14 protein-coding genes are annotated in these 12,651 nt (G+C 60.4%); 7 read left to right on the forward strand and 7 right to left on the reverse strand.

The annotated features are described in order from the left end of the window. Positions 1-341: 341 nt before the first annotated feature. Together rpoH and WDZ78_RS08315 are read right to left on the reverse strand one after the other, a co-directional pair. Positions 342-1,244 (reverse strand): RNA polymerase sigma factor RpoH, encoded by a 903-nt coding sequence (gene rpoH, locus WDZ78_RS08310; protein ID WP_003491840.1) that lies wholly within the window; start codon positions 1,242-1,244, stop codon positions 342-344. A 166-nt stretch (positions 1,245-1,410) separates the two neighbouring features. Then, positions 1,411-2,235 carry a class I SAM-dependent methyltransferase gene (locus WDZ78_RS08315; RefSeq protein ID WP_425672780.1) on the reverse strand — a complete coding sequence of 275 codons (825 nt, stop codon included), beginning with the start codon at positions 2,233-2,235 and terminating at the stop codon, positions 1,411-1,413. A gap of 410 nt (positions 2,236-2,645) precedes the next feature. Between WDZ78_RS08315 and WDZ78_RS08320 the strand changes: the two genes are divergently transcribed. Together WDZ78_RS08320 and WDZ78_RS08325 are read left to right on the forward strand one after the other, a co-directional pair. Next, the gene (locus tag WDZ78_RS08320) at positions 2,646-3,239 is read left to right on the forward strand and encodes a TetR/AcrR family transcriptional regulator (RefSeq protein WP_425672781.1); all 594 of its coding nucleotides are present in this window, start codon (positions 2,646-2,648) and stop codon (positions 3,237-3,239) included. Between the two features lie 24 nt (positions 3,240-3,263). Then, a complete protein-coding gene (locus WDZ78_RS08325) occupies positions 3,264-3,548 on the forward strand; it encodes a YciI family protein (protein WP_020011629.1) in 285 nt (94 codons plus the stop codon). A gap of 71 nt (positions 3,549-3,619) precedes the next feature. Here the strand turns inward: WDZ78_RS08325 and WDZ78_RS08330 are convergent, their stop codons facing one another. After that, on the reverse strand, positions 3,620-4,642 hold the full coding sequence (locus WDZ78_RS08330; protein ID WP_425672782.1) for an RluA family pseudouridine synthase: 1,023 nt from the start codon (positions 4,640-4,642) through the stop codon (positions 3,620-3,622). A 38-nt stretch (positions 4,643-4,680) separates the two neighbouring features. Between WDZ78_RS08330 and WDZ78_RS08335 the strand changes: the two genes are divergently transcribed. Both WDZ78_RS08335 and WDZ78_RS08340 read left to right on the forward strand, forming a co-directional pair. After that, a complete protein-coding gene (locus tag WDZ78_RS08335; RefSeq protein ID WP_020011627.1) occupies positions 4,681-5,073 on the forward strand; it encodes a membrane protein in 393 nt (130 codons plus the stop codon). Beyond that, positions 5,063-5,917 carry a TrmH family RNA methyltransferase gene (locus WDZ78_RS08340; RefSeq protein ID WP_020011626.1) on the forward strand — a complete coding sequence of 285 codons (855 nt, stop codon included), beginning with the start codon at positions 5,063-5,065 and terminating at the stop codon, positions 5,915-5,917. Before WDZ78_RS08335 ends, WDZ78_RS08340 begins: the two co-directional genes overlap by 11 nt. Positions 5,918-6,104: 187 nt before the next feature. Here the strand turns inward: WDZ78_RS08340 and WDZ78_RS08345 are convergent, their stop codons facing one another. Both WDZ78_RS08345 and WDZ78_RS08350 read right to left on the reverse strand, forming a co-directional pair. Then, entirely contained in the window at positions 6,105-7,334 is a 1,230-nt protein-coding gene (locus tag WDZ78_RS08345) for a hypothetical protein (protein WP_425672783.1), read from the reverse strand. 271 nt (positions 7,335-7,605) lie between these two features. Continuing rightward, on the reverse strand, positions 7,606-8,202 hold the full coding sequence (locus WDZ78_RS08350; RefSeq protein WP_020011624.1) for a DUF1134 domain-containing protein: 597 nt from the start codon (positions 8,200-8,202) through the stop codon (positions 7,606-7,608). A 252-nt stretch (positions 8,203-8,454) separates the two neighbouring features. Between WDZ78_RS08350 and chpT the strand changes: the two genes are divergently transcribed. The 3 genes from chpT to WDZ78_RS08365 all read left to right on the forward strand — a co-directional run bounded on the left by chpT (position 8,455) and on the right by WDZ78_RS08365 (position 10,900). Then, on the forward strand, positions 8,455-9,102 hold the full coding sequence (gene chpT / locus WDZ78_RS08355) for a histidine phosphotransferase ChpT (RefSeq protein WP_020011623.1): 648 nt from the start codon (positions 8,455-8,457) through the stop codon (positions 9,100-9,102). An 85-nt stretch (positions 9,103-9,187) separates the two neighbouring features. Then, complete coding sequence (locus WDZ78_RS08360; protein ID WP_020011622.1) at positions 9,188-9,742, forward strand: GNAT family N-acetyltransferase; 555 nt, start codon at positions 9,188-9,190, stop codon at positions 9,740-9,742. A 111-nt stretch (positions 9,743-9,853) separates the two neighbouring features. Then, positions 9,854-10,900: an alpha/beta hydrolase family protein gene (locus tag WDZ78_RS08365; protein WP_425672784.1), complete on the forward strand. Its 1,047-nt coding sequence runs from the start codon at positions 9,854-9,856 to the stop codon at positions 10,898-10,900. Positions 10,901-10,952: 52 nt separating this feature from the next. Here the strand turns inward: WDZ78_RS08365 and WDZ78_RS08370 are convergent, their stop codons facing one another. Next, entirely contained in the window at positions 10,953-11,468 is a 516-nt protein-coding gene (locus WDZ78_RS08370; protein WP_425672785.1) for a GNAT family N-acetyltransferase, read from the reverse strand. Between the two features lie 139 nt (positions 11,469-11,607). Continuing rightward, complete coding sequence (ctrA, locus tag WDZ78_RS08375; protein WP_003522926.1) at positions 11,608-12,312, reverse strand: response regulator transcription factor CtrA; 705 nt, start codon at positions 12,310-12,312, stop codon at positions 11,608-11,610. Positions 12,313-12,651: the final 339 nt, after the last annotated feature.

The following is a 12,651-nucleotide window of genomic DNA, read 5'->3' on the forward strand; positions in this document are numbered from 1 at the left end:
TGGTGGGTGCGGCTACCCCCCTCTGCCCTGCCGGGCATCTCCCCCACAGGTGGGGAGATCGACTCGCAGCAAGGTTTCGCCTTCCTTGACAGTCGAGATAGCGCAACGCAGGCGCGTCTTGCCAATCTCCCTCCTTGTGGGGGAGATGCCCGGCAGGGCAGAGGGGGGTAAGCGGCATACTCCGAAGCGCGGATACTTTCCCTACCGCTTTTCCTCCAGCACAATCGCGGGTCTAAGAGGCAGACCATTTCCCATCGTCCGCCTTTTACAAACAAAAAATCCCCGGCCGAAGGCCGAGGATGATTCATGGTCAGCGGCATTGGCGTCAAGAGCGCGCTGTCTTATGCGTCAACCACGCGCAACGCACGCGCGGCTTCCAGTGCTTCCTTCTGCACCGCTTCCTGCACCTTCTCAAAGGCGCGAACCTCGATCTGGCGCACGCGTTCGCGGCTGATGTCGAACTCGGAGGAGAGCTCTTCCAGCGTCACCGGATCTTCGGCAAGGCGGCGGGCCTCGAAGATGCGGCGTTCGCGGTCGTTCAGCACGCCCATGGCCTTGGCCAGCATGCGGCGGCGGGTTTCCAGTTCGTCCTGCTCGATCAGCACGGCTTCCTGGCTTTCATGGTCATCCACCAGCCAGTCCTGCCATTGGCCGGATTCGCCCTCGGACGCCTTGATCGGCGCATTCAGCGATGCGTCGCCATGCAGGCGGCGGTTCATCGAGATGACTTCTTCTTCGGAAACCTGCAGCTTGGTGGCGATTTCCTTGACGTGCTCCGGCTTCAGATCGCCGTCGTCGATCGCCTGGATGCGGCCCTTCAGACGGCGCAGGTTGAAGAACAGACGCTTCTGGTTGGCCGTCGTGCCCATCTTCACCAGCGACCATGAGCGCAGGATATATTCCTGGATCGAGGCCTTGATCCACCACATGGCATAGGTGGCAAGACGGAAACCGCGTTCCGGATCGAACTTCTTGACCGCCTGCATCAGGCCGACATTGCCTTCGGACACGACTTCGCCGATCGGCAGGCCGTAACCGCGGTAACCCATGGCGATCTTGGCGACGAGACGCAGATGGCTGGTGACGAGCTTATGGGCGGCGTCGCGGTCACCATGCTCGGCGTAGCGCTTGCCAAGCATGTATTCTTCCTGCGGCTCCAGCATCGGAAATTTACGGATTTCGTCGAGATATCTATTTAGACCGGCTTCGCCGGCTGTAATCGTAGGCAAACTATTGCGGGCCATAAAGCACCCCCTTATCTATGGTCTGGAACGGCACCCTCTTTGGTCGGCGATTAACCCGCCGGAGGCGCACCGTAAGCTGCGGGTCGTTACCGACCCCGCACGAACCCATGTGACAGATATGTACGCGCCCGCTGCGTTTCAAGCGAACGCTGCGTTCACACATGCGTTATGTTGAGGCGACACCCTCTTTGACCCGTTTAACTTTCGAACGGTAGATTCGTTCCGAAAAACCGCCAAGGCCGGAGCGCACCATCAGCTCATACATGACCCGCCGGCGCATGGGATTATGAAGGCGAACCACCTTCGAGCCGAGGAACTGCGTCTCGACATGGGCAAGCGCCTGCAGATCGGGATCGGCGGCAATCGCGCCGGCATAGGTCGCGTGAAATTCCCGCCTGCAGACATAGGTCTTGTATTTGGTCATGCCGAAGCAGACGAGGCTATGGCCATGGGTGCGCAGGAAATCGGCGACACCCACCGTCACCTCCGGCCAGGCGGGGTTGAAGGTATCGTCAAAGACGATGACGCCGTGCGGCGCGGTCACCTCCATCGCCAGTTTCGCATCCGCCAGCACATGGTGCAGATGGTGGCCGCCATCGATGCTGAAGAACCGGGCCGGGCCGATCTTCGCGGTGATGTCGGCGGGGGCGAGCCGGGTGCTGTCGCCCCTGATGATCAGTTCCTCATCCATCGCAAAACCCAGCCGGCGACCGTTTTCCATCAGGCGCTCATATTGGTCGAGGCTGCCATCTTCGGGCGGGTCGAGATCGAACAGATCGACGCCCAGCACCTTTTCCTGCGGCTGAGCGAATTTGCGCAGCAGAAAATAGGAGCGGCCGTAATAAACGCCGATTTCCGCCATGCCGCCATGGAGATCGTTTTTCGTCTGGGCCTGCAGCAGCGCCTTGAAGACAAGCGCATCGGGCGGGTCGATATAGCCTTCGACGCTGCGCAATTCCTGAAATATAAACCGGCGGTCTTCGGTATTCATTCGCGAGAGATCCCGTCATCATGCCGGTTCCGTTCGAGGGAGGCGAATTGAACGTTCGGCGTTTCCTGCGGCGTCAGTGGTCGCCAAGCTCTTGTGCGGCCACGGTTTTCACGGCGGCGGTTTCAAGCTTTGCGGGGCCGAGGAGGTGCGACGATTGAAGCGAAATTGGGGCGGTCTATAAAAAGGACCGACTGCGGAATATCGCTATCCGCTAATCTTTTTTTATTATCCGGGGCTTCTGGCGAAATACAGGGCGCAGTTTTTTGACCGCGCCAGACAGGTTTTCAGCTGCGCTGTGACGGGGTCACGGCGGCCTATGACGTTTTCAGCTATTAGGACGAACGTCCTATTGATTGTTTAGGTCGATCGTCCTAGTGTTGCAGATATGGAAATCGAAGCACGAGGACGAGATGCCGGCCGCCGATACACGTCAGCAGATTGTCGATGCCGCAGACCAGCTGTTTTATGAAACAGGCTTCGAGGCGACGTCGTTCGCCGATATCGCCGCCGCGGTAAAGCTCTCGCGCGGCAATTTTTACTATCACTTCAAGACCAAGGACGAAATTCTGGCCGCAGTGATAAAGCAGCGACTGGCGAATACCCGCGCCATGCTGGATCGATGGCAGGCCGAGGGCCGGTCCCCTGGAGAGGCGATCCGCGATTTTATCCGCATGCTCGCCGTCAATGGCGATAAGATCATGGCGTATGGTTGCCCTGTCGGCACCCTCTGCAATGAGCTGTCGAAGCTGGATCACGCCGCCAAACCGCAGGCGGTGGCGATTTTTCTGATGTTCCGGGAATGGCTGGCGCAGCAGTTTCAGAAACTCGGTTACAACGGCGATTGCGATGTGCCAGCCATGCATCTGTTGATGCGAAGTCAGGGTGTGGCAACCTTGGCGACCGCCTTTGCCGACGAGGACTTCATCCGTCGCGAGATGGACGACATGTTTTGCTGGCTCGACGCACAGGTGCCGTCCGCCGCCCCAATTTCAAAACCAGAATGACAACCCGGTCGTCAGGAGCTTTTCATGTATGCCATTACCCTTCGTTTCGCCGACAGGAGCAAGGCGTCGCAATTTATGGACGCCCATAATGACTGGATCAGACGTGGTTTCGACGAGGGCGTTTTCCTTCTCGTCGGCAGTCTGCAACCGAATGCGGGCGGCGCGATCCTTGCGCATAATGCGTCGCGTGCGGAGATCGAGGCACGCATCAAGGATGACCCGTTCGTGGCGGAAGGGGTGGTGAGCGCCGATATTCTCGAGTTCACACCGGGCCGCACGGACGAACGTCTGGATTTTCTGAAGGCTTGAGCCGGCCGTCCATTGACGCCGGCTGCAGAGCATTTCCAGTATGCCCGGAAAAAGCGGAAATGCTCCAGCGTTCAGCCGCGCAATGCGGCGAGCAGCGCTTCCATGTCATCCGGCAGGTCGGTTTCGAACTCCATCACGTCGCCGGTGCGGGGATGTTCGAAGGCGAGCAGATAGGCATGCAGCGCCTGGCGCGGAAAGCGGCCAACGGTGCTTTTTGCCGGTTCTTCCAGCAGGTTCGCCTTGGTGCGGAAGGCGGCGCCATATTCGGGGTCACCGATCAGCGGATTGCCGATATGGGCCATGTGCACGCGGATCTGGTGGGTGCGGCCGGTTTCCAGGCGGCATTCCACCATCGAGGCGAGGCAGGTGGCATCCGGCCGTTCATGGTAACGCTCCATCACCTCATAATGGGTGATCGCCTCGCGGGCATCGTCCGAATCCTCGTGCTTGACGGCGCGTTTGGTGCGGTCGGCACTGCGGCCGAGTGCTGCGTCGATGGTGCCGCGCAGGGTGCGCGGGCGGCCCCAGACGACGGCCTTGTAGGCCCGCTCCAAAGGTCCGGTGCGGCCATGATCGGCAAATTGGGCGGCGAGATGCCGGTGGGCATTGTCGTTCTTCGCCACGACCATGACGCCTGAGGTTTCCTTGTCCAGCCGGTGCACGATACCCGGCCGCTTGACGCCGCCAATGCCGGAGAGGCTGTCGCCGCAATGGTGGATAAGGGCGTTGACCAGCGTTCCCGTCCAGTTGCCGGCGCCCGGATGCACGACGAGACCGGCGGGCTTGACGAGCACGATCAGGTCTTCATCCTCATATTCCACGTCGAGCGGAATGTCCTCGCCCTTGGGTTCCGGGTCTTCCGGTTCCGGCATCACGATTTCGATGCGATCGCCGGGATGCACCTTCTTTTTCGGCTCCGTCACCGGCTGGCCGTTGAGGGAAACCGCGCCCTGTTCGATCAGCGCCTTCAGGCGGCTGCGGGAGAAGTCGCCGCTCACCTCGCCCGCCAGCCAGGAATCGAGGCGGCCTTCGGCGTCTTCCCCGGCAATCAGGACTTTCCTTGCGTCTCCGCCTTGTTTAAAGGGGTCGTTCATTCTTATTTTTCCGATCCATCAGCATTTCAGGGAACCCGATGACGCAGATCGAGCAAGACGAACAGGAAGACAAGCCGCTTGATCCGGCCATGGAAAAAGTTCGCCGCAAGATGATCCGTTTGCAGATCGTGTCGGGCTCCGTGATGTTTATCAGCCTTATGGCCGTCTTCGGTGCGGTTGTCTACAAGGCGATGGGGCCGTCGAAAGCGGTTCAAACCCAGAACGAAGCGCCAAACCTTGCCGTCCCGACCGGTAATGGACCGCTTGCCGTCACCGCCAGCCTGCCGCAAGGCTTTGTGATCGACAATGTCAGCTATTCCGGCGGCGACATGCTGTTTTACGGCCGGCTGGCCAATGGCACCCGCAAGGCGCTGGTCTTCAATGTCGCGGCCGGCCGGTTCCTTGCCGATGTGACTGTTGATGGCCAGTGAGGGCGATGACCGGCTGGATGGGCGGGCGCTGATCCCGGTCGAAGATCCCGCCGATCCGCGCATCGCCGCCTTTCGCGATATTCGCGAGCGCGACCTCACCGGCCGGCAGGGCCGTTTCATTGCCGAAGGCACGGTGGTGCTGCGCATGCTGGCCGCCGCCCACAAGTCGGGCGGTGCCTTTGCGGCGGAAAGCATCCTCATCCTCAGAAACCGGCTGTCCGGTGTTGCGGATATTCTTGCCGATTTCCCTGATGATGTGCCTGTTTACGTGGCTGAAGCGCCGGTGCTTGACGGCATTGTCGGTTTTCACCTGCATCGCGGCATTCTGGCGCTCGGCCGCCGGGTTCAGGATCGCGGGCTCACCGAAATGACGGCGGCGCTTCCTCCGTCTTCGCTGGTGCTCGTGGGCTGCGGCATTTCCAATCACGATAATCTCGGGGCGATGTTCCGCAATGCGGCGGCCTTTTATGCCGATGCGGTGTTTCTCGACGAGACCTGCTGCGATCCGCTCTATCGCAAGGCGCTGCGTGTTTCCGTCGGATCGGTTCTTTCGGTTCCCTATCATCGCGGCGGCGGAGCGGTGGAGATGCTGGAACAGCTCTCCGAGGCCGGTTTTGCGATCTGGAGCCTTTCGCCTGGCGGCGAGACCGAGATCCGCGATATTCCCCGCTCCGAGCGCATGGCGCTTGTCATCGGCACGGAAGGCGAGGGGTTGCCGCAATCGGTGCTCTCGCGGTTTCATACGGCACGGATCGCGCAGTCGCCGCAGCTGGATAGCTTGAATGCGGGGACGGCTTCGGGGCTGGCGCTTTATCAGATGGCGGGGGTGATCGGGCGGGTTTAGGCCATCGGTGGGTGTGGTTTACCCCCCTCTGCCCTGCCGGGCATCTCCCCCTCAAGGGGGGAGATCGACTCGCGGTTGGCTCTCGTCCATCTCAATGTTTGCGAACGGAGCGGTGCTAGCGCCTCCTGCTGATCTCCCCCCTTGAGGGGGAGATGCCCGGCAGGGCAGAGGGGGGTAAACCACACCCTCAGTGTTTCCGCTTCTCCATCACCACCTTCGCCCGCTTCGCAAGGCTCTCACGGCCGGATGACTTTGGGGCCTTGGCAAGCAGCCCCGGAATGGGCGATGTCTCGCCCTCCTGCGCCGCCGTGAGCGCGATCATCTCGGCGGCGATCCTTGCGATTTCGCGGCGGATCGGTTCGTCATTGCCGGTGCCGCGCACATTCAGCAGGCGCTCGGTGAGAGCGGTGCCCTGATTGCGGATATCCTCGATTTCCTGTTCCAGACCTTCTGACGCCGGCGCCGTTGTCTTCTCAACCGGTGAGATGGCTGCCTCCTCGGCGGCGACCACGGGTGTCGCCTCTGCTTCGGCGACGGGTGCGACTTCAAGCGCGGCGGCGGGGACCGGCTGTGGCGGCGGGTTTACCGCCTTCTCAACCGGCACTGCAGGGTTCGGCAGACGAATGATCATGTCGTTGGCGCGGCCGCCGGTTGCGGCAAGCTGTTCCTTGAGGCGGGTGGCTTCCTGGTTGCGCAGCGTCAGCATCGTGTCGAGATCGGCGTTTTTCGCCATTAGCGTGGCGACCTGTTCCTCCAGCCGGGTGACCTTGCGGCTTTCGCGGGCAACCGCCGTCATGGCTTCCTTGTTGCGGGCCGCCACGTCCTGCAGTTCACGGGTCGCCGTCTCGCCTTCCTTGCGGAAGCGCGTGGCGCTCTGCTTTGCCTGTTCTGCTTCGAGGTCGCGGGTGGCGGCGAGGATTTTCGAATCATCCAGCTCGCGCGTCAGATTGGTCAGGCGGGCGGTGAGATCGGACATCTGGCTGGCGCGCTCGTTGGCGGCCTGCTCCTGCTGTGCGAGGTTTGCCTGCACGGCGCCGGCGCGTGCTTCGCTGGCATCAAGCGCTGCGCGCAATTCGCCGATCTCCAGCGTCAGCTCCTCGATTCTCAGGGAGAAGCTGCGGTTCTGCTCGCCAAGGCGATAGGCATCGCTGGAAGCGGCTTCATTGGCGAGGCGCAGCGAGGTGTTCTTTTCCCGTTCCGTATCCAGTTCCTGGCGGACCTTGGCGTTTTCGGCGGCGTAGAGCGCACGCGCCATGTCTTTTTGCGCGCGAACTTCCTGCGGGCTGATGGGCATTGTCGCGCGTATACGATTTTCCGTATAGGCGACGATGCGGCGATGGATCGCGGGTGCGATCAGCAGGGCCAGCAGGGTTGCGGTGAGAAAACCCAATCCGAAGAGAATGGCATATTCGATCACGCGGGACAGTCTCCGAAACTCAGATACGCGCGCATTCGGAAAGAGGGGCGCGAAAACACGTTACGCTATTATTGCAACCGTGGGGAGGGGTCTCCGGGCAATTGCAAAACGGCGAGGGCGCCGCGTAATTCTTCTCCCCGGGGAGAGAAGCCGCGGCAGCGGGATGAGGGGCGAGGGTGGTGAGATACGGCAACGTTGCCCCCTCATCCGACCCTTCGGGCCACCTTCTCCCCGGCGGGGAGAAGAAAGGATGCCGCACCGTCCCGTCTTATCAGAAGGGGTTCCAGGTCGGCTGCTGGGTGAGCTTCAGGTAGCCGACATTGATGCCGAGGCGCGCGCCGATGCCGGTGCGGATGGGCGCCAGCGTGACATCGCTGCTTTTCAGATAGGTCATGCCGACGCCAGCGACGATGAAGGCGGAGCCGCTGACGCCGCCGTAACGGCGGTAAAGCGCATCGACGGAAGGCAGGTTGTAGACCAGCATCATGGCGCGGGTGCCCTGGCCGCCGTAGTCGAGGCCGAGCGACGGGCCCTGCCAGAAGACCGGGTGCTGGCCGGCATTCTTGGTGTAGAGCGTGCCTTCGCCATAGGTGAGGCCCGCGACGAAAGCGCCGGAGCCTTCCTGGCCGAGAATGTAACCGTTCGGAAGACCGTATTGCTGGAAGGCGCGCTCCACCACCTTGGCAAGGCCGCCGGTGGTTTCACCGAAGAATCCGTGGCCTGCATCCACGACTTCCTGGAACGAATATTGATCGCTGTTCTGGGCCGAGGCCGGTGCGACCCACATCAAGAGGCTCGCAAGGAGCGCGACAATCTTTCCCAGTCCGAGGCGTGCAATGGTGCGGGTTTTCGTAAGGCGCATCGTCATGTCCGTCCGTCTGTTTCGTTAGCGCACAAGCCCGAAAATCCGAATCGGTTTTCGAAAGGGCCGGTCGCGCAGAGTCAAAGTTCTACAGCATGTTTCGTGCATCCTTGCGGATACACGGGGCTCCAGTGTGGCCTGTTAAGGCATTTGGCATTTTGAAACCATCCTATTAACAATCGGTTTACCAAATATGGTGTCATTATGGCTTAACAATTTCCACACCGTCCGCGCCTCCCTTGCGCAGGAGAGAATTTTATGACCAGCAAACTCAATATCACGCTGTCCGGTCCCGATCTGGCGGCTCTTCTGTGCAGCCGTGTGTGCCATGACGTTATTTCTCCTGTCGGCGCCATCAATAACGGCCTCGAACTTCTGGACGAGGGCGGCACGGACGACGACGCGCTTGATCTCATCCGCACGTCAGCCCTTAACGCATCCGTGCGGCTGAAGTTCGCCCGCCTCGCATTTGGTGCTTCCGGCTCCGCTGGAGCGTCCATCGACACCGGTGAGGCCGAAAAGGCTGCCCAGGATTTCGCTGCCGCCGAAAAGAAGGCGGAAGTGAGCTGGAACGGCCCGCGCGCCATCGTTGCGAAGAATCGTGTCAAACTTCTGCTCAACCTTTTCCTGGTGGCTTACGGCGCCATTCCGCGTGGCGGCAATGTGGATGTGCTGCTGGAAAGCCCCGATGGCGACGCCAGGTTCGAAATCACCGTCAAGGGCCGGATGATGCGCGTGCCGGCCAAGTTCGTGGAAATTTACGAAGGCCGGCTGGAAGAGGCGGTCGACGCCCATTCCGTTCAGCCCTATTACACGCTGCTTCTGGCCGAAGAGGCCAATATGGCGGTGGAATACAAGGTGCATGACGATCGCATCGTGTTTACGGCGAAGACGATTACGGAGTGATCGTTTCGATGCGACAGTGACGCCATCAGGGTCGGGCCGGCTTTTGCCAGCGCCCGGCCCTTTTCTGTTCAGAGGAGGAGGTCTCATGATCCGTGTCGAAACCGCGCGTCTTTTGCTGCGGCCGCATGCCATCGAGGACGAAGCACGTTATTGCGCCTTCTGGAGCGCGGATGTTCATCCGATCCCCGGCGTGAGCTCGATTGCGCCGCTCGATCCCGAACTCGCTTTTGCGCGGCTCCTGCGTTTCATCGGCCACTGGTCCGTCTTCGGTTTCGGCCCCTTCGTGGTGGAGGAAACCGCCACGGGACGAATCGTCGGCGAGGTGGGCCTGGCTCATATGCGCCGTGGACATGGCGCGGATTTCGACACCGCGCCGGAGGCCATGTGGAAGATCGACAGGGATCTGACGGGCAAGGGCGTGGCCAGCGAAGCGGTGCAGGCGGCCCTTGGCTGGTTCGATGCGAAAGGCGTATCGAACCGGGTCGTCTGCATGATCGATCCGCTGAATACGCCGTCGCTCGCGATCGCCGCCCGTTTCGGCTTCTGTCCTTTCCGGGAGACGACCTTCCGCGACAGTCCCGTGCGGCTTTTCGAGCGAATAACGGATATTGAGCGCACTCCATTGCAGGCAGGTGTCTGAGGGAGGAGCTGCTGTCTCGATTGCGTTTCAGGACGACCTGAAACCTGTTTTAGGTCTCGGCAGGCGGTGGTTTGAACCAAGGTTGGTCCATATCAACTCCTGGAGCATCCCATGCGCTATTTCATTCTGGCGATACTCGTCATCTTTTCCACTGCTCAGGCCGCAGGGGCGGAAAGCGGCATCGGCTTTAAACAGATCGAATTGCCGGATGAGGGGCGCGCGAGAACGCTTGCCGTTTCATTATGGTACCCGGCCGCGCCCTCGGGAAAAAGTGAGATTGTCGGCGAAAATGCCGCCTTTTATGGTCTTGAGGTTCAACCGGGCGCCTCTCTTCTTAACGGTTCCCGTCCGCTCGTGTTGCTGTCACACGGTTTTGGCGGCAGCTGGCGCAATCTGAACTGGATCGCCGGCGAGCTTGTTCGCGAAGGTTATGTCGTGGCCGCGCCGGATCACGGCGGCGAATCATTTACCGAAGAAAATGCGACCGAGATCGTTCCTTTGTGGGAACGGCCCCGCGACATCAGCAGAACGCTGACGGCCTTGCTTAGCGATGAGCGATTCGCCGGCAGGATCGACGCGACGCGCATCGCCGTAATCGGCCATTCTCTGGGCGGCTGGACCGCGATGGAATTGGCTGGCGCACGATACAGCGCCGATCTTGCCCTGAAGGATTGCGGCGGGGAGAAGCGCCCGCCGCAATGCAAGGCTCCCCGGCTGCTCGCAAAAGTCGGGGTTGTCGGTGACGGCAAGGCCGATCCGCGGCTTTCGATGGATTTGAGGGATACCCGCATCCGCGCCGCCATCGCGCTGGATCTCGGGCCGGCCGCCGGTTTTCTGCCGGAAACGCTGCAAGCCGTCAGCGTACCGGTTCTGGTTCTGGCGGCAGGTGTGGAGACGCCGGAGATCGCCGCCATCAAGGCCGATTCCGAATATATCGCGCAGCATCTGCCAAAGGCGACGACTGTTTATCGGGACATACCGGATGCCAGCCATTTCAGTTTCATGCAGATTTGCAAGCCGAACGGCGAAAAGATCGTGGAGGAACTTTCACCGGGTGAGGGTTTCGTCTGCCGGGATGGCGGCGGCAGGGACCGCGTAGCCATCCATGCGCAGATCGCGGAGGCAATCCTCGGCTTTCTGAAAGTGGAAATGCGTTAGGCCGGGTTTCCCGGGCGCCTCGCGACCGTAATGGCCGCAAGGCGTCCCTCTTTCAAACGGGATTTAGCTGATAGTGCCGATAAACGAGGTCTTCGGGATCGGAACGAGGTGCTGCCGGATCGAGCCTTCCGCCGATTCGTTCGGCGACGGCCGCTGATTTGCGGTTTTGCGGCGAGACGTAGCTGACAAGCGCGGGCAGGTTCAGGGTTTCAAAGGCCCAGTCGCGCAGCGCTGCGGCGGCTTCAGCGGCATAACCGCGCCCTTCATGGCCCTCGTAAAGCAGCCAGCCCAGTTCCTTTTCCGGAAACAGCGGACCGTGATTGATGCCGACCTGGCCGATACATTCCCCCGTTTCGCCAAGCTCGATCATCAGCGCGCCGTGGCCGAAAAAATACCAGTTGGCCAGATCGTGGCAGAACACGCCCCATGTTGAGGGCAGGTCGTATGGTCCGCCGACACCGATGGAGCGCGGCGACGTCATGAAGTGCTGATAGGCGGGAAAGTCCGCCATGACCAGCGGACGCAGCGTCAGGCGCTCAGTCTTAAGGGTGGGGATAGGGTGGTTCATGCGCCGTCGTCCTTTTTGGGAGCGTAGCTAGGCCCTTGTCATTACATCCCGATGACGCTGCCGCTTCCCTTTTGAAATCACAACAAAAAACCCGCTGTCACCAGCGGGTCTTTTAAAAACTGCCATACCCTGAAATGGATCAGGCGGTTTCGAGGAATTCCGTGGCGCCGTCAGGCTCGCGCAGCACATAGCCGCGGCCCCAGACGGTTTCGATGTAGTTTGCGCCGCCTGCAGCATTTGCGAGCTTCTTGCGCAGCTTGCAGATGAAGACGTCGATGATCTTCAGTTCCGGTTCGTCCATGCCGCCGTAGAGGTGGTTCAGGAACATTTCCTTGGTCAGCGTCGTGCCCTTGCGCAGCGAAAGCAGCTCAAGCATCTGATATTCCTTGCCGGTCAGGTGAACGCGCTGGCCGCCCACTTCAACCGTCTTGGCATCGAGATTGACGATCAGCTCGCCGGTGGCGATGACCGATTGCGCATGGCCCTTGGAACGGCGGACGATGGCATGAATGCGGGCAACAAGCTCGTCTTTGTGGAACGGCTTCGTCATGTAATCGTCTGCGCCGAAGCCGAGGCCGCGAACCTTGTCCTCGATACCGGCCATGCCGGACAGGATGAGGATCGGCGTCTTGACCTTGGAGAGGCGAAGCGTTCTCAGAACCTCGTAACCCGACATGTCGGGCAGGTTGAGGTCGAGAAGAATAATATCGTAATCGTAGAGCTTGCCGAGGTCCACGCCTTCCTCGCCGAGGTCGGTCGTGTAGACGTTAAAGCTTTCCGACTTGAGCATCAGTTCAATGCTCTGCGCTGTCGCGCTGTCGTCTTCAATAAGTAGAACCCGCATAATTATCCCCTTTGCCGCCCGCGAACCGGTAAATCATTGCCTCGCGCGATGCGGATCCAGACGTTGCCTGATTTGCAGGCTGCCACCAAATGGTTAACAAATTCTAATTGCCTTTGGCAAGGTGTATCGAATTTATTAAGCAAAGAAGGCATTTCGCTGTTTTTGCACGTGAATCCACCATCGCCAAAATTGAAGCTCAACGTGAGGATTTCCCGCTAAGTGATTCAATCGACTCTTACATCGTCTGGCCCGTTTTTTTGGACCTGGCATTTACCGACCCTTAAATGATCGTGTTTATCATTAACGATGCCCGTAAACGAAAGGTTAACGGCGGCGGTT

The sequence above is a fragment of the Agrobacterium sp. M50-1 genome (assembly GCF_049843495.1).
Taxonomy (GTDB): domain Bacteria; phylum Pseudomonadota; class Alphaproteobacteria; order Rhizobiales; family Rhizobiaceae; genus Agrobacterium; species Agrobacterium radiobacter.

What these genes read in the sequence shown, in the direction of transcription:
- rpoH (WP_003491840.1), bottom strand. Translation starts at nt 1,244, where the DNA reads ATGGCCCGCAATAGTTTGCCTACGATTACAGCCGGCGAAGCCGGTCTA.
- WDZ78_RS08315 (WP_425672780.1), bottom strand. Translation starts at nt 2,235, where the DNA reads ATGAATACCGAAGACCGCCGGTTTATATTTCAGGAATTGCGCAGCGTC.
- WDZ78_RS08320 (WP_425672781.1), top strand. Translation starts at nt 2,646, where the DNA reads ATGCCGGCCGCCGATACACGTCAGCAGATTGTCGATGCCGCAGACCAG.
- WDZ78_RS08325 (WP_020011629.1), top strand. Translation starts at nt 3,264, where the DNA reads ATGTATGCCATTACCCTTCGTTTCGCCGACAGGAGCAAGGCGTCGCAA.
- WDZ78_RS08330 (WP_425672782.1), bottom strand. Translation starts at nt 4,642, where the DNA reads ATGAACGACCCCTTTAAACAAGGCGGAGACGCAAGGAAAGTCCTGATT.
- WDZ78_RS08335 (WP_020011627.1), top strand. Translation starts at nt 4,681, where the DNA reads ATGACGCAGATCGAGCAAGACGAACAGGAAGACAAGCCGCTTGATCCG.
- WDZ78_RS08340 (WP_020011626.1), top strand. Translation starts at nt 5,063, where the DNA reads ATGGCCAGTGAGGGCGATGACCGGCTGGATGGGCGGGCGCTGATCCCG.
- WDZ78_RS08350 (WP_020011624.1), bottom strand. Translation starts at nt 8,202, where the DNA reads ATGACGATGCGCCTTACGAAAACCCGCACCATTGCACGCCTCGGACTG.
- chpT (WP_020011623.1), top strand. Translation starts at nt 8,455, where the DNA reads ATGACCAGCAAACTCAATATCACGCTGTCCGGTCCCGATCTGGCGGCT.
- WDZ78_RS08360 (WP_020011622.1), top strand. Translation starts at nt 9,188, where the DNA reads ATGATCCGTGTCGAAACCGCGCGTCTTTTGCTGCGGCCGCATGCCATC.
- WDZ78_RS08365 (WP_425672784.1), top strand. Translation starts at nt 9,854, where the DNA reads ATGCGCTATTTCATTCTGGCGATACTCGTCATCTTTTCCACTGCTCAG.
- WDZ78_RS08370 (WP_425672785.1), bottom strand. Translation starts at nt 11,468, where the DNA reads ATGAACCACCCTATCCCCACCCTTAAGACTGAGCGCCTGACGCTGCGT.
- ctrA (WP_003522926.1), bottom strand. Translation starts at nt 12,312, where the DNA reads ATGCGGGTTCTACTTATTGAAGACGACAGCGCGACAGCGCAGAGCATT.